This window comes from Gammaproteobacteria bacterium (genome assembly GCA_040183005.1).
Taxonomy (GTDB): Bacteria; Pseudomonadota; Gammaproteobacteria.
In genome coordinates, this window is sequence record JAMPIW010000007.1 from 1,812,568 (window position 1) to 1,832,637 (window position 20,070).

Consider the following 20,070-nt stretch of genomic DNA (forward strand, 5'->3'; position numbering starts at 1 on the left):
CACCTTGCGGCTGATAAAAGCACAGTCTGATTAAGCTCATGCAAACGTCTAATATATCAGGCTATCCTTTGCATGGGAAAGGGGGTGCAGACTTGTGGACCGTAATATGTGACACTTGTACCCATGATTGGTTGCGGAGTAGCTAAATGAAAATCTTGTCTTTATTTGTGGCTGTACTGGGAATATCCACCCTCGCGACAGGTTGCGCGACAGCCCGTCCGGGCAGTGCCGCAGCAGCGGCACCGGGCGATACACCATCGACAAAAGCCGCCAAACCGCAGCCAAAAACCCTACCCGCGCCGCCTGAAGCGATCTATCAGGCGCTGGTAGCTGAAATGGCCGCGCAACGCGGCCAATACGATATCGCCGCGGAATACTATCAACTCCTGGCGCGCACCACCCGCGACCCAAGAATCGCCGAACGCGCCACACGTATCGCAGTTTTTACCCGTAATGACAAAAAGGCACTTGAGTCCGCCAAAGTATGGCTGGAGCAGGATCCTGGCAGCCTGGATGCGCGACTGCTGATCGCCGCAGTGCTCATCAAACAGGGACAGATTGACGCTGCCGCAGAGCACCTGGAGACTGTGCTGGCCGAGCAGGCCACCACCGCAGATCACGGCTTTGGCACGGTCGTCACGCTGCTTGCCAGCCTCCCGGACAACAAGGCAGCGCTTGCAACCATGGAGAAGCTCGCCAGCAAGCATAAGGATGACCCATTTGCCCAGCTTAACTACAGCCAGATCGCGTTGCGGGCTAACGCGCTGGACAAAGCCCGTAGCGCCGTGGAGACAGCCCTGCGCCTCAAGCCGGAATGGCCCAACGCCATGATTCTGCAGGCGCGCATCCTGCAATTGAGCGGCGATACCGCCGGGTCTCTAACTATCCTGGATGCCCTCATCAAGCAGCAACCCAATGACATACCCTTGCGCTTGGTTTATGCCCGCACCCTGATAAGCGCCAACCGTCACGCGGATGCGCTCACCCAATTTGAGGCGCTGCAAAAACAGTCGCCGGACAATCCCGATGTACTGCTGGGCGCCGCCCTGCTCTCTATCGACCTCAAACATCTGGACAAGGCGGAAGGCTATCTGACCCAGCTGAACAAACAGCCGAAACGCAGTGGCGAGGCCAGCTTTTATCTTGGCGTGGTCGCGGAAGAGAAAAAAGACTATGACACGGCAAGGCAATGGTACGCCGTTGTGCCGCCGGGGGAAAATTATCTGTCCGCACAGATCCGCATCGCCGACCTGATGGCGCGGCAGGGGGACATTGAAGGCGCGCGCGGCCATTTGCGTGGCCTGGGCTTTGCCGATCCCAGCCAAAAGCTGCGCATTTACCTGGCGGAGGGCAGCATCCTATACCAGGCAGAACAATACGGCCTCGCCATGGAGCTCTATGACGCGGCGCTGACAGAAATACCGGACAATTCCGAGCTGCTCTATAGCCGCGCACTGACGGCAGAAAAGCTCGACAGGCTGGATATTCTAGAGCGCGACCTGACCAGCATCATCAAACGCGAACCGGATAATGCACCAGTGCTCAACACCTTGGGCTACACGCTGGCCGACCGCACCAACCGTTACCAGGAGGCGCTGGGCTACATCAAACGCGCCCTGGAGCTGCGCCCCCAGGATTTTGCCATCATGGACAGCATGGGGTGGGTGCAGCATAAGCTGGGCAATAACGAAGAAGCCATCAAATACCTGCGCAAATCCTTCGAGCAGGGCCAAGATCCAGAGGTTGCAGCGCATCTGGGCGAGGTATTGTGGGTGACAGGCGATCAGGAGGGCGCAAAGGAAGTGTGGCAGCGCGCCGCCAAAACAGCACCTGATCACAAAGCATTGCTCGAAACAATGCGACGTTTTGGGCAGTGAAATCAACCGCGGTGGTGCATTGGCTGTCAATGTGCGGCCTTGTGGTTACGCTGGCGGCCTGCGCCACCGCCCCGTCCCGCCTCCCCGTCACTGCGCCAGCGGACCTTGCCGCGCTTGAACAGGCCCGGCAGCAGACGCTTGCAGCGTTGCATGACTGGACGCTCACAGGCCGCATCGCCGTGCATAACGAGAACGAAAACTGGAGCGCGACCCTGCATTGGACGCAGCAGGCAGAAGCCTATACCCTCAACCTGATAGGCCCACTGGGACAAGGAGCGGTACAAATTACAGGGGATCAGAGCGGCGTGTTAATGCGGCTCGCCGACGGCCAGTCCTTTACAGCGGACAACGCGGAAACCCTGTTGCGCGAACACGCCGGCTGGAACGTGCCGGTAACGGGATTACGTTACTGGGTGCGGGGCCTGCCCGATCCGCGCACCACCGCGAAAAAAGGCCTGGATGAGGCAGGCCGCCCGTTATTTTTCGAACAATCCGGCTGGCGCATTGAGTATTCGCGCTATGCCCGGGTCAATGGCGTTGATCTGCCGCACAAATTGATGCTCAATAATCCCCATCTGCAAATGCGCCTGGTGATCGACCGCTGGGATCTGGTTTGATGGCAACGGCATGGCCCGCGCCGGGCAAGCTCAACCTGTTCCTGCATATCACCGGCCGTCGCGCTGACGGCTATCACCTGCTGCAGACGGTATTCCAATTTATTGATCGCTGTGACTGGCTGTATTTCGATGTCCGCGACGATGGCGTGATCCGGCGCACCACCGATGTGCCCGGCGTACCCCCAGAGCACGATCTAACAGTGCGCGCCGCACACTTGTTACAGGAAGTATCAGGTCTGGCGCTGGGCGGCGGCTCCCGGCATCCTGCCTCCCGCCGCACTGGCGCATCCCTGCGCGGCGCTGATATCCGCATCGAAAAACATTTACCAATGGGCGGCGGGCTGGGCGGAGGCAGCTCCGACGCCGCCACTACCCTCGTAGCCTTAAACAAGCTGTGGGCGCTGAATTTGCCGGTTGAACGGCTTGCAGCGCTGGGCCTGCAGCTCGGCGCGGACGTGCCGGTATTTGTACTTGGCCATGCCGCCTGGGCCGAAGGTGTAGGTGAACAGTTGACGCCGGTGGATCTGAAAGAGCCTTGGTATCTGGTGGTTGCGCCCCCTTGTAACGTCTCAACCGCAAAGATATTTTCCGCTCCGGAATTGACACGGAACCTCCCAGCCATCAAAATAAGCGGCTTTCTCGCAGGCGAAGGCATAAACGTCTGTGAACCCGTGGTATGCGAACACCATCCGCAAGTCGCCGAGGCATTACACTGGCTGTCGCAGTTCGGGCAGGCCAGAATGACTGGCACCGGGGCATGCGTATTTGTATCTTTTAAAGATGAAGACGCCGCCCGCCGGGCGCTGGAGCGCCTGCCGCCAGCCTGGCAGGGTTTTGTTGCGAAAGGGATGAATCAATCCCCGTTGTTTACTGTTTAAGTAGAACTAATTATTGGGGTGTCGCCAAGCGGTAAGGCACCGGGTTTTGATCCCGGCATTCCCAGGTTCGAATCCTGGCACCCCAGCCATACATGCTTTAATGTTGCGAGAGGGCCTACTGTGACCGACAGCAGGATGATGGTCTTCACCGGCAACGCCAATCCACGCCTGGCGGAGGATGTTGTCAGCCACCTGAACATGCCCTTGGGCAAAGCCAACGTGGGCCGCTTCAGTGATGGCGAGATCATGGTCGAGATCATGGAGCACGTGCGCGGCAAGGATGTATTCATCGTCCAGCCGACCTGTGCACCGACCAACGACAACCTGATGGAGTTGTTGGTGATGGCCGACGCCATGCGGCGCGCCTCGGCGTACCGGGTCACGGCAGTGATCCCCTATTTCGGGTACTCGCGGCAAGACCGGCGCCCCCGTTCGGCGCGTGTGCCGATCACCGCCAAGGTGGTGGCAAACATGATCAGCAGCGTCGGGGTGAACCGGGTACTGACCATCGACCTCCACGCCGACCAGATCCAGGGCTTTTTTGATCTGCCGGTGGATAACGTATACGCCTCGCCGATACTGCTTGGCGACATCTGGCGCCAGGAACACCCGAACCTGATGGTGGTATCGCCCGACGTCGGCGGCGTAGTCAGGGCACGCGCCATGGCCAAACACCTGGAAGCGGAGCTGGCGATTATCGACAAGCGCCGCCCGCGCCCCAACGAGGCCAAGGTGATGCACATCATCGGCGAGGTGGAGGGCCGCACCTGCGTGTTGATTGATGATCTGGTGGATACCGCGGGTACGCTGTGTCAGGCCGCGCTAGCGCTCAAAGAGCACGGCGCCACAAAAGTGGTGGCCTATTGCACGCATCCGGTATTGTCAGGGCGCGCACTGGAAAATATCGAGAACTCCGTGCTGGATGAGATGGTAGTCACCGACACCATCCCGCTCAAGCCCGAAGCCCGTGCGTGCCGCAAGATCCGTCAGATGAGCGTCGCCACCATGCTCGCCGAGACTATGCGCCGCATCAGCGCAGAAGAATCGGTCAGTTCGCTTTATATGGATTAATTTTAAGTTATAGCGGGGGCGGTTAATCCATCCCCGCACCTTGCCTTCCCTGGTCGCAAGGGAGGGTGTTTTCAGCAACTGTGGAGAAACACTATGAGCATCAATTTTGAACTGGTCGCCGAAGCGCGTCACGACTTGGGGAAAGGTGCGAGCCGCCGCCTGCGTCATGATAACAAGGTACCCGCCGTACTGTATGGCGCGGACAAAAATGCCACCTATATCAACCTCAACCATAACGAGGTTCTCAAGAGCCTGGCACACGAGGCGTTTTATTCTCATGTTTTGACCATCAACCTGGATGGACAGACAGAGCGCGCCGTGCTCAAAGATGTGCAAAGGCATCCCAGTAAGCCGCGCGTCATGCACATGGACTTCCTGCGTATTAACGAAAACGAAAAAATCCGCATGCACGTCCCCTTGCACTTTATCAATGCCGACATCGCGCCCGGCGTGAAACAGAGTGGCGGTATTGTTGCCCACCTCATGAATGACGTGGAAATCACCTGCCTGCCCAAGGACCTGCCGGAATTCATTGAAGTTGACCTACAGGGCCTGCACGTGAACGAGGCAGTGCACCTGTCCGATCTCAAGCTGTCAACGGGCGTGGAAGTCGTTGCACTGACTCACGGCGCAGAGCATGATCTGCCAGTAGCCTCCATCCATGTGCCGCGTGGCAGCGTGGAAGAAGCTGCTGCAGCCGCGACACCTGCCGCAGGTTAATGTATCAAGCGAGGCAGAGTGCTGTTGCATAGCCCCGACACTAGCACGTCCATGTGCGTCGGAAAGAACGGCGTTGTCAGCGCCTGTTGATCTGATTGTCGGCCTGGGCAACCCTGGCGGCAATTACGAGCAGACACGGCACAACGCCGGCTTCTGGTTTGTTGACGCACTGGCCCGCCAGGGCGGCGCTTTCAGGCCCGAATCCAAATTTCAGGGGGACGTATGCAAGGTTTCCCTGGCGGGCCGTGATTGCTGGCTGCTCAAACCTGCTACCTTCATGAATCGTAGTGGGCAATCAGTGGCTGCCCTGGCGGGCTTTTACAAAATACCTGCCGAAAATATCCTGGTCGTGCATGACGAGCTTGATCTGCCACCGGGCGTGGCGCGCCTCAAGCAAGGGGGCGGGCATGGCGGGCACAACGGCCTGCGCGATCTTATCGCCCGGTTAGGCGCTAATTTTATGCGCCTGCGCATTGGCATTGGCCATCCCGGCAGCAAGGAACAGGTCATCGACTATGTACTGCAGCGTCCCTCACTGGCGGACCGGCAGCAGATCGACTCAGCCATCGACGCCGCTCTGGCCGTGATGCCGGAACTGTTATGTGGCGAAGCGCAGCGGGCAATGAACCAGTTGCATAGCAAATCAGCTGCTGAATAAATCAGAGATTTTTTAATTTTCAGCGACCCTTCCGTGCTCATTATGGCTTAAAGGAAAACTTATGGGTTTCAAATGCGGCATTGTCGGTCTGCCCAATGTAGGCAAGTCCACCCTCTTTAATGCGTTGACCAGCGCGGGCATTGCGGCGGAAAACTATCCTTTCTGCACCATCGAGCCAAACGTCGGCGTGGTGGCGATGCCGGATCCGCGCCTCGACGCACTGGCGGCCATTGTTAAACCGCAGCGTGTACTGCCCACCACCATGGAATTCGTGGACATTGCGGGCTTGGTGGCCGGCGCCTCCAAGGGTGAAGGGCTGGGCAACAAATTTCTCGCCAACATCCGTGAAACCCAGGCCATCGCTCATGTGGTGCGCTGTTTTGAAAGCAGCGACGTGGTGCATGTGGCGGGAAAGGTTGATCCGCTCAGCGATATCGAAGTGATCAACACCGAGCTGGCGCTGGCCGACATGGAAACGGCGGAAAAGGCACTGTTCCGCTGCGCCAAAGCCGCCAAGGGCGGCGACAAAGAGGCCGTGGCGCAAAAGACCGTGCTGGAGAAAGTGCTCGCCTGCCTCAATGAGGCCAAACCAATACGCTCGCTCGGGCTGGATGCGGATCAGCAACGGCTGCTGCGCGACTTGCATCTGCTCACCGTGAAACCGACCATGTACATCGCCAATGTCGCGGAGACCGGTTTTGCGAACAACCCCTATCTCGAACAGGTACGCGCCTTCGCAGCACAGGAAGGCTCCACCGTGGTGCCGGTATGCGCCGCCATAGAGTCCGAGATTGCCGAACTCTCCGACGCCGAAAAGGGAGATTTCCTTGCGGATATGGGACTGGATGAGCCGGGCCTGAACCGCGTGATCCGCGCTGGCTACCAGTTGCTCGGCCTGCAGACCTATTTCACCGCCGGGGTAAAAGAAGTGCGCGCCTGGACCATCTCCATCGGCGCAACCGCACCCCAATCAGCGGCCGTGATCCACACCGACTTTGAAAAAGGCTTCATCCGCGCCGAAGTGATCGCCTATGCCGACTTTATCGCCGGCAAGGGCGAGCAAGGCGCCAAAGAGGCCGGCAAGTGGCGCCTGGAAGGCAAGGACTATGTCGTGCAGGATGGCGATGTCATGCATTTCAGGTTTAATGTTTGAAACTTTCGTTTCAACGTCCAGTAAATACGGGGTATTGAGTTAGCAGGCTCCCCTTATGCCACATGACACCCTGATCGACACCAAGATCAGAACCGCGAAGCCCGACGTCCGCCCCCTACTTTTGGGGGATGGCGGCGGGCTTTTCCTTTTGGTGCGGCCGAAAGCATCGAGAGTTGTTACAAAGGCAGGACGAAATTCAAGCTAAGCGTGATAATCTGATTGATGAACTGGAAAAACAACTAATCCTACTGTGGCACAGAGTGATCAAGGGATGCAGTGCAAGGCAAAATCGGGCGAAAAAGCGGGGTTTACACGGAGTAAATGAGTATTTTGAGTCCGATTTTAACGCCGCAATGCACCCTTCAGCGCTTTGTGACACAGTAGGACTTAAAGAATACCGACATCCTTATGGAGGCTGCAATGAACCGATCACGCGTCCTTGAGCTGCTCACCCAGAGCAAACCAATATTGGCGACCCGATACGGGGTGACGCACCTTGCCCTGTTCGGCTCCACCGCACGCGACACCGCGCGGAACGATAGCGACATCGACATCTTGGTCGCGTTCGACGGACCGGCCACATCTGAACGCTACTTCGGCGTCCAGTTCTATCTCGAAGACCTGTTCGGCTGCCCGATCGACTTAGTGACCGAAAAGGCCCTGCGTGCGGAGCTGCGTCCATTTATTGAAAAGGAGGCAGTGCATGTCTGATGCCACGCAGCGCGAATGGCGGTTTTACCTTGATGACATGATCGGCTTTGCCGAGAAGGTCGTTGCCTACACCCAGGGCTTGGATCAAGACGGCTTCGTCGCCAGCGGGCTTAATTACGACGCTGCTGTGCGCAACCTGGAGCTAATCGGCGAGGCGGCCACCCATATTCCAGATACCGTTCGCCAAGCTAATCCGCAAATACCATGGCGGCTCATCATTGCCACCCGCAACCGGCTGATCCATGGCTATCTCGGCATCGACAACGACACGCTGTGGAGCATCATCTGTAGCGACATTCCCACCTTGCTCCCTCATTTGATCGCGCTCAGGAAAAAACTGGCATGACAGAACCCACCATCACCTGCCCGAACTGCAAAACGGAAATCAAACTCACCGAATCGCTGGCTGCGCCGCTGATTGAATCCACTCGCAGGCAGTTTGAGCAGCAACTGGCACAGAAAGACAGCGATATTGCCACGCGCGAACAGGCCATGCGTGAGAAGGAAAAGCAGCTGGCTGACGCCAAAAACAAACTTGATGAACAAGTGGCCAATCAGGTTGAAGAGCAACTGAAAAAGGATCGTACCCGAATAGCAGCTGAGGAAGCCAAAAAAGCCAAACAAGCCGCAGCAACAGACCTCGAACAGAAAACCCGTGAAGTGGCTGACCTGCAAGAAGTGCTGAAAAGCCGTGAAGAAAAGCTTGCGGAGGCACAGAAGGCGCAGGCCGATCTGATCAAAAAACAGCGCGAACTGGACGATGCCAAGCGTGAGCTGGAACTCACCGTTGCAAAGCGCGTGCAGGAAGGACTCGACGCCACCCGCCAACAAGCCAAAAAGGAAGCCGAGGACGAACAAAAACTCAAAGTAATGGAAAAAGAGCAGACCATTGCCGCGATGCAGAAACAGATTGAGGACCTCAAGCGCCGAGCCGAGCAGGGCTCACAACAACTACAGGGCGAAGTGCAAGAGCTGGAACTTGAAAACCTGCTGCGCGCCAAATTCCCTTTCGATGCCATTGAGCCTGTACCCAAAGGCGAATATGGCGGCGATGTGCTGCACCGTGTTGTCAGCTCAGGCGGCCAGCACGGCGGCACCATTTTGTGGGAGTTCAAACGCACCAAAAACTGGAGCGACGCCTGGCTGATAAAGCTTCGCGGTGATCAGCGCACCGCCAAGGCAGAAATCGCCGTGATCGTGAGTCACACATTGCCAAAAGGCGTTGAAACCTTTGAAATGGTAGAAGGCGTCTGGGTAACTCATCCCCGCGCCGCATTGCCGGTAGCCATGATCTTGCGCCAGTCATTGCTGGAACTTGCCCTTGCGCGGCAGACCACCGAAGGCCAGCAGACCAAAACAGAAATGGTCTACCAGTACCTCACCGGCCCACGCTTCCGCCAGCGCGTGGAAGCCATCGTCGAAGCGTTTTCCACCATGCAGGAAGACCTCGACAAGGAAAGAAAAGCCATCATGAAACAATGGGCCAAACGCGAAGAACAGATTATGCGCGTGATGGGCGCAACGGTGGGCATGTATGGGGACTTGCAGGGGATTGCGGGGAAGTCTTTGCAGGAGATTGAGGGACTGGAGTTCCCGGCACTTGAAGATGGAGGAACCTTATAGCATTAGAACATAAAGCTCATCTAATGAGACTGCGAATAGGGTAGAATTACGAAAATTGGGGGGTATTATGGCGAGCGGAAAGATATTAAGGCAATTGATCCGGGCGGGAGCCAGCGGCGACCTCGCGGCTTTCAAAGACGCCTCAGAATCCATTATCCAGGAAGAGCGTCAAAAGCAGCATCACCTATTGGCAAATGACCTAGAACGCATTCTTCATGGGGACATTTATCAGGCTCAACCGTTACGGCACGGTCTAAAAGAGCGCATCCCGACTGATCAGGAACGGGGCCTGCCCCTTCTTACACTACGGGAGCCGACGCGCAGGTTGGATGAAGTCGTGCTGTCCCAAGAGGGGCGACAGGCAATCGAAGAACTTTTGGAACAGCATCATCGTGGCGATGTACTGAGGAGCTACGGGCTACGCCCTGCCGACAGGGTGCTGTTTTGCGGGCCACCGGGGTGCGGCAAGACACTGACAGGCGAAGTTATTGCAACGGAACTGGATCGCCCTCTCGCACTTATTCGCCTGGACAGCGTGGTTTCGTCCTATCTCGGCGAAACTGCCGCAAACCTGCGCAAGGTTTTCGATTTCATCGAATCTGTCCCGACGGTAGCGTTGTTCGACGAATTCGACGCCCTTGGCAAGGAACGGGCGGATGCCAGCGAGCACGGGGAACTTAAGCGCGTGGTCAACGCAGTGCTGCAAATGCTGGACGCCTACCAAGGCAAGAGTCTAATCATCGCAGCAACAAACCATGAAGGCATTCTCGACTCAGCTATTTGGCGCCGCTTTGAGGAAGTGCTGGTCTTCTCGCCGCCAAATCGGGAAGAACTGACACAGCTACTCAATATCAAGTTACGCGGCGTTCGGCGCGACTTCGAAGTGGATAATGAACAAGTTCTGACGCTGTTTTCAAGTATGCCACACGCGGATGTTGAACGCATTCTACGCCGCGCCATAAAAGACATGATTCTCAAGGGACAGGAGTTTCTCCAGCTACGTCATCTCACAAAAGCACGGGAACGAGAAGTCGCCAGAATAAAAAAATTGGAAGGGGGAATGACAGAGCATGGACGTATATCCTCATCTGCGGATTGAGCGGGAGCAACCCGTCAAACAGAAGCGACCCGGACAACCTCCCCGTTTTTCGAGGCCAGTAGACTTGCCTGCACATGCGCGCAAACTCCAAAAGAGCCTTGCGACCTCAATTGAGGAGGCTGGTAAAGACATCGGAGGTTTTGACAACCGTCCGCTTTTCAAATTGAAGGTCGGCGCGCTACCACCAGAGCAAATTGAGCAAGCATTCCCCGGCGTTGAGGTTGTAAGCCAAGAAGATGGCGGCTACGCGCTTGCCTTCGCCGACAAGGCCGCACTTGATGAATTTGAGGCCAGGCTTAGCCAACTTGCCGATGGTAAGACACCCAAGTACGCCAACATCCTCTATGCACTGGAAGCGTTCGACCACTGGACGCCGGAAGATCGTATGGGCTGGGCCTTGAGGCGTGATGGGCTACCGACTCAGGAACCTTTCATCCTCGATGTGGAGTTGTGGCCTCTTGGGCGACGCGACGAACGCGAGGCAATGACAACAGCCTTCAATGCCTGGCTGGTGAAAGAGGGAGCCGTAATACTGGATCGCATCAACGCGGAAGACTTGGTTGCCTATCGCCTGAAAACGTCACGTGAACAGGCCGAGGCGTTATTGAGACACCGCGATGTTCGCGCTGCTGACTTGCCACCTCGGTTGGGGTTGGAACTTGGCGTCATGCATCTCGATATTCAGGAGGTCACGCAATCTGCGCCACTGGCTAACGCCCCATTTGTGGCGGTACTCGATAGTGGCATCGCCGAAGGCCACCCGTTGCTTGCCCCGGCGCTGGGCGATGCACAGGGCTTTCTGCTCCCAGACAAGGCGTCCCATGATGATGACGGTCATGGAACTATCGTAGCGGGTATCGCACTCTATGGAGATGTCGAAGCTTGTGCCCAGGCTAAGGAATTCATCCCACAGTTGCGCCTATTGAGTGGACGCGTGCTCGATCACAAAGCCGAATCCGACGCGCGTTTCATCGAGAACATCGTGGATGAAGCGGTAAGGTATTTCCACGAGAACTATGGCTGCCGTGTCTTCAACCTTTCCTACGGCAACTTGAACAAACCATACCTTGGAGGTCGGGTTGGTGGTCTCGCGTACACTCTGGACCGCCTTGCGCGTGAATTGGATGTACTCTTCGTCGTACCGACGGGAAACTTCCGGGATGTACCTGTCGAGTGGTTGAAAACCGAATATCCGCGTTACCTCTTTCGAGACGAAGCCAGACTGGTCGATCCGGCTCCAGCGTTAAACGTGCTTACCGTTGGGAGCCTTGCCCGCTGGGATCGGGGCGCCAAGGCATGGCGCTGGCAAAACGACTTGCCGGAAAACCCGATTGCCCAAAGAGATCAGCCATCATCGTTTACCCGTTGTGGTTGTTCCGTAAAAGGGGCCATAAAGCCGGAGTTGGTGGCCTATGGCGGAAACCAGGCCATTGATCCCCGTGGTGGAAATGTGTCGAATCGGTGGCTGGGAGAATTGTCCACTGGAAAAGATTTCGCAGATGGACATTTGCTTTCTGAGAGAGCGGGCACAAGCTTCGCAGCCCCTCATGTCGCCCATGCTGCCGCTCGATTGTTGGCGGAAGTCCCCAATGCCAGCATGAATCTTCTCCGCGCGTTGCTGATTGCGAACGGAAGGATACCTACCGCTAGCCATGATCTTTTCGGTGGTGAGGAAGACCAGCTGGCGCAAGTCGTCGGTTACGGAATGGTTGATGTTTCCAATCTGTTCCGGTCCACTGAGGAGCAGGTAATTTTGATTGCTGAATCGGCCCTCATCGACAAGCATCATCACTTCTACGAAGTGCCGGTTCCAGAGAGCTTCTACAACAGCGGCAAGAAAAGCCGAAGGCGTGAAATCACCGTTGCGCTCGCACACTGCCCACCGGTCCGGACAACGCGCCTCGATTACAAGGCCAGCCGTTTCCAGTTCCGGCTAGTGGAAGCGGGGACTCTTGAAGATGCCGTGGCCGCTTTCGACAAGGCAACAGTCGATGAAGTTGAAAGCATCAAGGAAATCAACTGCAACAAGACAAGCTACGGCGCCCAGAAGCGCGCCTACGGGACAGTACAGGCATCCACATGGGCAATCAAGCGGTCCCGCACGAAAAAATTATTTGTTGCGGTGACCCGCAACGATCATGCATGGGGCATCCCGCCGTTTACGCTTGAAGAAGAACCCTATGCCTTGGTGATCCGCATGAGCGACCGCGAAAACGAAGAGGCGCGGCTCTATACACAAATCCGTGCGCAGTTGCAGGCGCGCGAACGGGCGCGTGTCCGTGTGTAAGAGGGCTCATGAGGCGTTTTGCGATCACGCCGCGCGCAAAGAGGAAGATATACAGGGCATTGCGCGGTATATCGTTGCCAACCCGCTACGCGCTGGATTGGCAGAAAATATCGGGGATTATCCGCTTTGGGACGCAATATGGTTGTAGGTGCGAATTTATTCGCACGTTTTGGTTCATAAGCAATGCGAATAAATTCGCACCTACGCCTGGATAAGCAAGGATGCACGGCCCAAACTGGAACCACGCATTCTGTCGAGGGATTCTGAAAAGAGCACCGAAGAGTCACGGCCAGCCTGTACCGAGAAAAAAGGAGATTTCCAAATGACTTCACGCAAGAAAAATCCCTTCATCGGCACATGGCGCATCGTGTGGATGGAGACCTGGGATCAGGATTACGTGGATATGGAAATACCAGGGCATATCACCTTTGGGAAAAACGGCATCGGAAATTTCCAATTCGGCTTGGTGCAGGGCGAAATGGATTACCGCGTCAACACTAATCGCGTCGAATTCACATGGAGCGGCTCCGAGGAAGGTGATGAGACGAGTGGGAGAGGTTTCGCCGAGATCGAAAACAACGAACTGTGTGGCCATTTTTACATTCATATGGGGGATGACTCCGCCTTCCGCGCCGTAGGGGAAAAACAGAAGTCACCATAAGCGAATACCAATACTACGAATTCGTCGCCATCGACCGGCCGCTGAGCCGCGAAGAAATGGCGTAACGTGGTTCCCGTCCCTCGCCAGCGGCTGGTGTTTTACATCGGATTGGAGAATAATTAGCTCAAACGCCTCTCTCACGCATCGAGGCCGAACAATAATGCGCCCGCCCGCTTTTGCTACCAAGATTTCTGGCCGAAAAGTCATACTGTGGCTGGTCGGCCTGCTGGTGCTTTTCAGCATTGCGGGCTTTCTCGCCACCCCACCGCTAATCAAAAAAATCGCTGCTGACCTGGTCTACGAGAAATTTCAGCGTCGGCTCGTCATTTCAGACATCACCTTAAATCCCTACACGCTGACACTGACGGCAAGCGGCGTGTCGCTCAGCGAGCCGGATGGAAAAAGTCCGGCTGTTACGCTCGACGAGGCGCTGGTCAATCTCGACATAACATCCGTGTTGCGCCGGAGCATGATCATCCGCGAACTGAAACTTACCGGACCCCACATCAAGCTCATACGCTACGAAGGCGCCCGCTATAACATCTCGGACATCATTGCAGAGTTGCTCAAGCCATTGGAGTCGCCGACACGGTTTGCCATCAGCAACATCCAGATCAGCGGTGGCCAGATCGACTTTGAGGATCGCCCCAAGAGCGGCCGCCACCGTGTTAGCGATGTGAAACTCGCCCTCCCCTATATCTCCAATTTCCCGGACTATGCGGATATCTATGTCGAGCCAGCGTTTTCCGCACGGGTTGACGACCATCCCGTGACACTCGCGGCAAAGAGCAAACCTTTTGAGAAAACGCGCGACAGCATCCTCGAAGTCACGATCAAGGATCTTCATCTGCCCGAGTACCTTGAGTATGTCCCGTTCGAGATTCCAGTCAAAGCAACTTCCGCGACACTGAACACTGATCTCAAGGTGCTGTTCAGCATGAAGGAGAATCAGCCGAACAGCATCCGTGTGTCTGGACAGGCCGCGCTTGACGGCGTGGAACTGAAAGAGAGAGATGGCGCCGAGTTGTTCAAGCTTGCCCGGCTGACTTTCCATATCGCCGACCTCGACATCATCGCCAGGCAAGCAAACATCACTAAGGTGGGTTTTGAGTCGCCCGAGCTTTATTTGAGCCGCACCAAGAGCGGCTCCTTCAATCTGGCATCGCTGTTACCCGCTGACACCAAGGCTGCAAGTCGCGAGAATAACAGTAGCGAATTCCGCTATGCGGTAGACCAGGCCTCGATAACAAACGGAACAGTACATTTTTCCGACCTTGCCCTCCGGCAGCCATTCCACGCCACCTTGCAGGACATCGAAATCAAGGCCGCCAAGCTCGGCAATCGGCCGGGGCAGGCCGCCACACTCGATGCCACACTAAAGACAGATGGCGGCGAATCCCTGGAACATCACGGCGATATCACACTGGCTCCATTATCCGCACAGGGCAAAATCTCGCTGGACGGGCTGGATCTTCTACGCTACGCGCCTTACTACGACTCAGCATCGCCGGTTGCCGTGCACGAGGGGATGCTCGGCGCCTCATCACGGTATAGCTTTGCGCAAACCAAAAACGGCGCGGCGCTGCGCCTGACGGAACTGGCGATGACGGCAAGCGCCTTGCGCCTTGGCATCAAGAACGAGCGGCGCGATTTCCTCACCATTCCCGCGCTCTCGATCGAGGGCGTGGACATCGACTTCACCCAGCATACGCTCTCCGCAGGCGCCATCTCCAGCCGCGACGGGCGGTTGCTCATTAGCCGGGCCAAAAACGGTTCGCTCAACCTCTCCAAGCTCGCGCAAGGCGGCCCGCAGCAGACCAAAAAGCCTGAGAGACAAGATGCCGCATGGCAAATCGCGGTGAAGAAAGCCGAACTCACCGGCTACACCCTCAAATTCGATGACCAGGCCGCGGCAGGGCCGGTGACGCTGACGGCAAGCCCACTGAATCTGGCCATCGAGGACTTTGCGACGTTTCCACGCAGCCGGGCGACCGTTTCGCTGCGAACGAAACTGCGCGGCGGCGGTTCGCTAGCGGCCAGCGGCCCGCTCCAGTTCGGCCCCTTTTCGACAAAGCTGCGCCTGCGTGCCAACGGCATCAATCTCGTCGCGCTGCAGCCGTATTTCACCGACAAGGTGAACATAATTCTTACCCGCGGCGAGGCGGCGGTTAACGGCAGAGTGAATATAGAACCCGTGTCGGGCGACACCCATAAAGTGTTATGGGTGGGGGAGGCGGATATCAGCCATCTGCACTCAGTCGACAAAGTGAATGCGGAGGACTTCCTGGAATGGGACTCGCTCCATGTGGGCGGGATTAACGGCTCGTATAACCCGTTCCGGCTCGACATAAAGGAAGTCGCGCTGTCGGATTTTTATTCGCGCGTAATCGTCAATCCCGACGGCAGGTTCAACCTGCAAAACATACTCGTCAAGGAAGAAAAGCAGTCGCAGGAACCGCCGCCACCGGCGCAGCCATCCGCCGATGGCGAGAACCCGGTGCGAATCGGTGCAGTCACCCTGCAAGGCGGCCGCATCAACTTTTCCGACCGCTTCATCAAACCCAATTACTCGGCGAATCTGACCAAGTTCGGTGGGCGGGTGACAGGCCTGTCGTCGCAGGCAAGCATACTCGCAGATGTAGATCTGCGCAGCGAAGTCGACGGCGCCGCACCGCTGGAGATCAAGGGCACGATCAATCCGCTGGCGAAAGAACTGTTTCTCGACCTGCAGGCCAATGTAAAAGGATTTGAGCTTTCGCCGCTGACCCCTTACTCAGGCAAGTACGCCGGTTACGGCATCGACAAGGGCAAGCTCTCCCTTGATATCAAGTACCATGTCGAAAACCGCAAACTGGAGGCACAGAACAAACTCCTGCTCGAACAACTGACCTTCGGCGAAAAAATCGACAGTCCCACCGCTACCAAGCTGCCCGTGTTGCTCGTCGTTGCGCTGCTCAAGGACCGCAACGGCAACATAGATGTCAACCTCCCCATCAGCGGCACGCTGGATGATCCTGACTTCAGCATTGGCGGAATTGTCATCAAGATGATCGTGAATTTCGTTGTGAAGGTCGTAACCTCGCCGTTTGCACTGCTGGGATCGCTGTTTGGCGGCGGCGAAGAGCTGAGTTATCTTGAGTTCGATTATGGCCGCCACGCCATTGCCCCGGCCATGGAGAACAAGCTGAACACGCTCGCCAAAGCCTTGAACGAACGCCCTGCTCTTGATCTCGATATCGCCGGTCGTGCCGACCCGGAACTCGACAAGGAAGGTCTGCGCAACTATCAGATGGAGCAGAAGGTCAAAGCGGCCAAGCTCCGGACTCTCGTCGAGCAGGGCATCCCCGCCGGTTCGGCAGAAGAAATTACTGTCGAATCTCAGGAATATCCGAAGTACCTGAAAGAGGCCTACAAGCGGGAGAAATTCCCCAAGCCACGCACCTTCATTGGGCTACTCAAGGATCTGCCTGTGCCCGAGATGGAAAAGCTGATGCTGGCCAATACCATCATCACGGACGACGATTTGCGGCAACTTGCCAACGAACGCGCTAATGCGGTGAAGGAATACCTGCTCAGGACTGGCCAAGTGGTCCCGCAACAGCTCTTTGTGGTTGCGTCCAGATTGCAGGCTGAAGAGGGCAAGGACGCCAGCAAGGACAAGGCGAAACAAAGCCGCGTCGATTTCTCACTCAAGTAACCCGTCCCTCGCATTCCTCTCGGATCGTGCAGCAAGAGAGCTTTGGTTGGACTCCGTCAAAACCAGAACCCACACGTGGCATGGTCTGCGGCAGGGAAGGCGCGGTTCAATGTTTGATCCAAGGTAAAGTATTTAGAAAATTACCAAACTTGGGTGGGCAGACGCAGGAAAAGAGGTTATAATTTCCGCCCGCTAGTGCTTGGCTCATGGTTACCTGAGGCTTGCTGCTTGTAAATTCCCGTTTGATAAAATGGCTACGTAGCTCAGCTGGTTAGAGCGCGGCACTCATAATGCTGAGGTCGGTGGTTCGAGTCCACCCGTAGCCACCACAGACTTTCCCGGGATAGTCCGGAACACCCCACCTTCAAATATTTACCATCATTCCCATAGAGCGGAGATTTCTTTTTCCATGGGCATTGCATACACTTGCTTACTAAAAGACTATATTCCTAAGTGATGTTAGCTGCCAAAATGGCGCACTGAACATATTGAAATAATTTAGATAATGATTCCAACGACGAAAATATCGCAAACAATCCTCGAGTTCGGCAAAGAATTGATCATGAATTTGCCAAATCATCATACAAAAGATGAACTCGAAACCGCAATTAAGATAGTTATAACTGCATGGAATGCCGTAGTTTTGGACGCTTGGAATAATGAAAATCACTATGAATCAGAGCTTGTAAAAACATTGGATGAAATGCCTAAGGAAATGAAAATAATCATTAAGCGATTAATTAAAAGAAAGAAAACTATGTTTGCTTCAGATCCAAGAGCAGTTGGAAACTACTGGGTTAGAGAGAATGACGGTGGGTTCATTTTTGGTTGTGAAGCACGGCTTGACGTCGAAAATGCCCCTACGACAGAGGTAGCACACTGAATATGGCAGCTAACAAGCGCATCAAATCCGACTCGCTACCGCTCGCGGCTTATGCGCAACGTTATGCGCCATCCACGAACGGATTGTACTGCTAAATTTTTTCGTGCCTTTCGTGTTTTTCGTGGATCGCACCTTCTCGTTGAGCGTATGTAACATCATTTCCGAAAAAATCCGTATCCGTCATCATGAAGCTCAGGAATCACACGTGATCAAAGCTATCCTCACCGATATCGAAGGCACCACCTCCTCGCTGTCCTTCGTAAAAGATATACTTTTCCCCTATGCCAGGGAACGCATGGCGGATTTTGTGCGCGATCATGCGCATGATGCGGCAGTGCGCAAGCTGCTGAACGACGTAAAACAAATTGTGGAGCGTGACCTCAGCGACCACCAGGTCATCGAGCAGCTCATCCGCTGGATTGATGAAGACAAAAAGATTACCCCCCTCAAGGCGCTGCAGGGGATGATCTGGGAAGACGGCTACCAGCGCGGTGCCTTCAAGGGCCATGTCTATGAAGATGCCGTGCGCAATCTCAAAGCGTGGCACGGGCAGGGCATACGGCTTTGCGTCTACTCCTCCGGCTCCGTTCATGCACAAAAACTGCTTTTCGCACACACCGAATACGGCGACCTGACGCCACTATTTTCCGGGTATTTCGACACCACTACGGGTGGCAAACGAGAGGCAAATGCCTATCTCACTATTGCTGAGGCCATGAATACCGATCCCAGCGAAATCCTGTTCCTCTCCGACATCAAGGAAGAGCTCGATGCTGCTCATACGGCGGGAATGCAGACGGTGTGGCTGGTGCGCGAAGGCGCCCTGGATACGACTGCTGAGCATCGGCAGGTCGCGGATTTTGACAGCTTGTTGACCGCTGATAAATAAGGCGTATAGTCAAACTCACCACCATATGTGTGGGTTCGGGATGGGCAGAATATGCAGCGGCTTTCCGAAGTCTTTTTTTCGCCATCATCTATTCTCAAGATAGACTTATGTTGACATTGCCACCTAACGAAAATAGATTTATTTAGATTAAGACCAAGACTAAAGTTTAAGCTCAAAGATGCCGAAAACGGATTTACACACCACAGCATAGAGGAGGAGCACTGCAATGACTGATTTCAGCAAAATGAACAGAAGGGAATTCCTGGGCATCACGGGCAAGGCGGGGCTGGCGACCCTGGTAGCCAGTGCCGCCGGGGTTTCCTTTGGCATGGTGCAGGTAGCGGAGGCTGCGGGTAACAGTCGGCTTACACCGTTCCGGTTTGCGATTCTGACCGATGCGCATCTCTACGACATCCCTGATCACAAGTTCGACGGCATTCTGAAAAAAGCAGTCGATGACGTCAACAACATGAATCCCCTGCCGGATTTTGTCGTCTATCTCGGCGACATCGGCCAATCAGGCAAGCGTACCGAGCTGGAAAAGGGCAAGCGGATACTTTCCAAGCTAAAAGTGCCACTCAAGGTTATCCCCGGCGAACACGACTGGTATCTGGACATGGGGCAGGCATGGCGTGACATGTTCGGCAGTCCGACGTGGTCCTTCGATCACAAAGGGGTGCACTTTATCGGCATGAACTCTATTCTGGTGCGCGATTTCTGGACGATGAAGGGTCTGACGCCGGATGAAAGAATGGGCTTCATGGAAGAGCTGGAGTGCCATCATTGCGGCCTGTGGGGCGTCCGTGAAGAGCAGCTTGAATGGTTAAAGAAAGACGTCAAAAAACTCAAGCCCGATACCCCGGTAGTTGTCTTCACTCATTCGCCGTTGTGGGATTATTACCCGCGTTGGAACTTCCAAACCGAGGACGCGCCGCAAATCCGCGAGATCCTTTCCGGCTTCGAGCGGGTGATGGCATTCCACGGTCATGTGCATCAGGTTGTGTATAACCGGATAGGCAACCTATCCTCCGTGGGCACCCTGTCTACCTCCTGGCCCTGGCCCTACCCTGGCGTCGAACTGCCCTTCCCCGATATCAAGATGAATCGCGTCGATCCAGGCGACATCCTGGACGGCTTGGGTACGCAATACATTGACCTGGAAAAGGAGTTCAGCGGTGCTCTGCATTATGATGCGTGGGCGGATCTTCTGCCGGAAGGCGTCAAGAAAGGCGTCAAACTTTAAGGA

The 20,070-nt window shown here is 55.7% G+C and carries 17 protein-coding genes, 2 tRNA genes and 1 pseudogene; all 20 read left to right on the top strand.

All coding sequences use genetic code 11. From position 1 onward, the window contains the following. Positions 1 to 146 precede the first annotated feature (146 nt). The 20 genes and pseudogenes from M3A44_14550 (at position 147) to M3A44_14645 (ending at position 20,067) form a co-directional block, all read left to right on the top strand. Positions 147 to 1,877 (top strand): tetratricopeptide repeat protein, encoded by a 1,731-nt coding sequence (locus M3A44_14550; protein MEQ6342826.1) that lies wholly within the window; start codon positions 147 to 149, stop codon positions 1,875 to 1,877. After that, on the top strand, positions 1,874 to 2,494 hold the full coding sequence (gene lolB / locus M3A44_14555) for a lipoprotein insertase outer membrane protein LolB (GenBank protein ID MEQ6342827.1): 621 nt from the start codon (positions 1,874 to 1,876) through the stop codon (positions 2,492 to 2,494). The genes M3A44_14550 and lolB overlap by 4 nt, the downstream gene beginning before the upstream one ends. Next, the gene (ispE, locus tag M3A44_14560; protein MEQ6342828.1) at positions 2,494 to 3,372 is read left to right on the top strand and encodes a 4-(cytidine 5'-diphospho)-2-C-methyl-D-erythritol kinase; all 879 of its coding nucleotides are present in this window, start codon (positions 2,494 to 2,496) and stop codon (positions 3,370 to 3,372) included. Before lolB ends, ispE begins: the two co-directional genes overlap by 1 nt. 14 nt (positions 3,373 to 3,386) lie before the next feature. Then, positions 3,387 to 3,461 (top strand) — tRNA-Gln (locus tag M3A44_14565). 31 nt (positions 3,462 to 3,492) lie between these two features. Further along, positions 3,493 to 4,443, top strand: coding sequence for a ribose-phosphate diphosphokinase (locus M3A44_14570; protein ID MEQ6342829.1), 951 nt, complete (start codon positions 3,493 to 3,495; stop codon positions 4,441 to 4,443). A 93-nt stretch (positions 4,444 to 4,536) separates the two neighbouring features. Then, complete coding sequence (locus tag M3A44_14575) at positions 4,537 to 5,163, top strand: 50S ribosomal protein L25/general stress protein Ctc (protein ID MEQ6342830.1); 627 nt, start codon at positions 4,537 to 4,539, stop codon at positions 5,161 to 5,163. Between the two features lie 73 nt (positions 5,164 to 5,236). Then, positions 5,237 to 5,821, top strand: coding sequence for an aminoacyl-tRNA hydrolase (gene pth / locus M3A44_14580; GenBank protein ID MEQ6342831.1), 585 nt, complete (start codon positions 5,237 to 5,239; stop codon positions 5,819 to 5,821). Between the two features lie 61 nt (positions 5,822 to 5,882). Beyond that, the gene (gene ychF, locus M3A44_14585) at positions 5,883 to 6,974 is read left to right on the top strand and encodes a redox-regulated ATPase YchF (GenBank protein MEQ6342832.1); all 1,092 of its coding nucleotides are present in this window, start codon (positions 5,883 to 5,885) and stop codon (positions 6,972 to 6,974) included. 420 nt (positions 6,975 to 7,394) lie between these two features. Then, on the top strand, positions 7,395 to 7,685 hold the full coding sequence (locus M3A44_14590) for a nucleotidyltransferase family protein (protein ID MEQ6342833.1): 291 nt from the start codon (positions 7,395 to 7,397) through the stop codon (positions 7,683 to 7,685). Then, on the top strand, positions 7,678 to 8,031 hold the full coding sequence (locus M3A44_14595; protein ID MEQ6342834.1) for a DUF86 domain-containing protein: 354 nt from the start codon (positions 7,678 to 7,680) through the stop codon (positions 8,029 to 8,031). Before M3A44_14590 ends, M3A44_14595 begins: the two co-directional genes overlap by 8 nt. After that, entirely contained in the window at positions 8,028 to 9,308 is a 1,281-nt protein-coding gene (locus tag M3A44_14600; protein MEQ6342835.1) for a DUF2130 domain-containing protein, read from the top strand. Before M3A44_14595 ends, M3A44_14600 begins: the two co-directional genes overlap by 4 nt. A 67-nt stretch (positions 9,309 to 9,375) precedes the next feature. Continuing rightward, complete coding sequence (locus tag M3A44_14605; protein MEQ6342836.1) at positions 9,376 to 10,407, top strand: ATP-binding protein; 1,032 nt, start codon at positions 9,376 to 9,378, stop codon at positions 10,405 to 10,407. Beyond that, positions 10,379 to 12,694 carry a S8 family peptidase gene (locus M3A44_14610; GenBank protein MEQ6342837.1) on the top strand — a complete coding sequence of 772 codons (2,316 nt, stop codon included), beginning with the start codon at positions 10,379 to 10,381 and terminating at the stop codon, positions 12,692 to 12,694. The genes M3A44_14605 and M3A44_14610 overlap by 29 nt, the downstream gene beginning before the upstream one ends. A 16-nt stretch (positions 12,695 to 12,710) precedes the next feature. After that, positions 12,711 to 12,842, top strand: a pseudogene (locus M3A44_14615) (transposase). Positions 12,843 to 13,016: 174 nt separating this feature from the next. After that, positions 13,017 to 13,355, top strand: coding sequence for a hypothetical protein (locus M3A44_14620; GenBank protein ID MEQ6342838.1), 339 nt, complete (start codon positions 13,017 to 13,019; stop codon positions 13,353 to 13,355). Between the two features lie 160 nt (positions 13,356 to 13,515). Continuing rightward, the gene (locus M3A44_14625) at positions 13,516 to 17,052 is read left to right on the top strand and encodes a DUF748 domain-containing protein (protein MEQ6342839.1); all 3,537 of its coding nucleotides are present in this window, start codon (positions 13,516 to 13,518) and stop codon (positions 17,050 to 17,052) included. 252 nt (positions 17,053 to 17,304) lie between these two features. Beyond that, positions 17,305 to 17,381: transfer RNA gene (locus M3A44_14630), tRNA-Met, on the top strand. Between the two features lie 233 nt (positions 17,382 to 17,614). Further along, a complete protein-coding gene (locus tag M3A44_14635; protein ID MEQ6342840.1) occupies positions 17,615 to 17,935 on the top strand; it encodes a hypothetical protein in 321 nt (106 codons plus the stop codon). A gap of 205 nt (positions 17,936 to 18,140) precedes the next feature. Beyond that, on the top strand, positions 18,141 to 18,824 hold the full coding sequence (gene mtnC, locus M3A44_14640; protein MEQ6342841.1) for an acireductone synthase: 684 nt from the start codon (positions 18,141 to 18,143) through the stop codon (positions 18,822 to 18,824). A 226-nt stretch (positions 18,825 to 19,050) separates the two neighbouring features. After that, positions 19,051 to 20,067: a metallophosphoesterase gene (locus M3A44_14645; protein ID MEQ6342842.1), complete on the top strand. Its 1,017-nt coding sequence runs from the start codon at positions 19,051 to 19,053 to the stop codon at positions 20,065 to 20,067. The last annotated feature ends 3 nt before the right edge of the window (positions 20,068 to 20,070 follow it).

Coding starts and splice junctions, on each gene's coding strand:
- M3A44_14590 (MEQ6342833.1), top strand. CDS start 7,395: ATGAACCGATCACGCGTCCTTGAGCTGCTCACCCAGAGCAAACCAATA.
- M3A44_14645 (MEQ6342842.1), top strand. CDS start 19,051: ATGACTGATTTCAGCAAAATGAACAGAAGGGAATTCCTGGGCATCACG.
- M3A44_14635 (MEQ6342840.1), top strand. CDS start 17,615: ATGAATTTGCCAAATCATCATACAAAAGATGAACTCGAAACCGCAATT.
- M3A44_14600 (MEQ6342835.1), top strand. CDS start 8,028: ATGACAGAACCCACCATCACCTGCCCGAACTGCAAAACGGAAATCAAA.
- M3A44_14595 (MEQ6342834.1), top strand. CDS start 7,678: ATGTCTGATGCCACGCAGCGCGAATGGCGGTTTTACCTTGATGACATG.
- M3A44_14575 (MEQ6342830.1), top strand. CDS start 4,537: ATGAGCATCAATTTTGAACTGGTCGCCGAAGCGCGTCACGACTTGGGG.
- M3A44_14605 (MEQ6342836.1), top strand. CDS start 9,376: ATGGCGAGCGGAAAGATATTAAGGCAATTGATCCGGGCGGGAGCCAGC.
- M3A44_14625 (MEQ6342839.1), top strand. CDS start 13,516: ATGCGCCCGCCCGCTTTTGCTACCAAGATTTCTGGCCGAAAAGTCATA.
- ychF (MEQ6342832.1), top strand. CDS start 5,883: ATGGGTTTCAAATGCGGCATTGTCGGTCTGCCCAATGTAGGCAAGTCC.
- M3A44_14620 (MEQ6342838.1), top strand. CDS start 13,017: ATGACTTCACGCAAGAAAAATCCCTTCATCGGCACATGGCGCATCGTG.
- M3A44_14610 (MEQ6342837.1), top strand. CDS start 10,379: ATGGACGTATATCCTCATCTGCGGATTGAGCGGGAGCAACCCGTCAAA.
- ispE (MEQ6342828.1), top strand. CDS start 2,494: ATGGCAACGGCATGGCCCGCGCCGGGCAAGCTCAACCTGTTCCTGCAT.
- M3A44_14550 (MEQ6342826.1), top strand. CDS start 147: ATGAAAATCTTGTCTTTATTTGTGGCTGTACTGGGAATATCCACCCTC.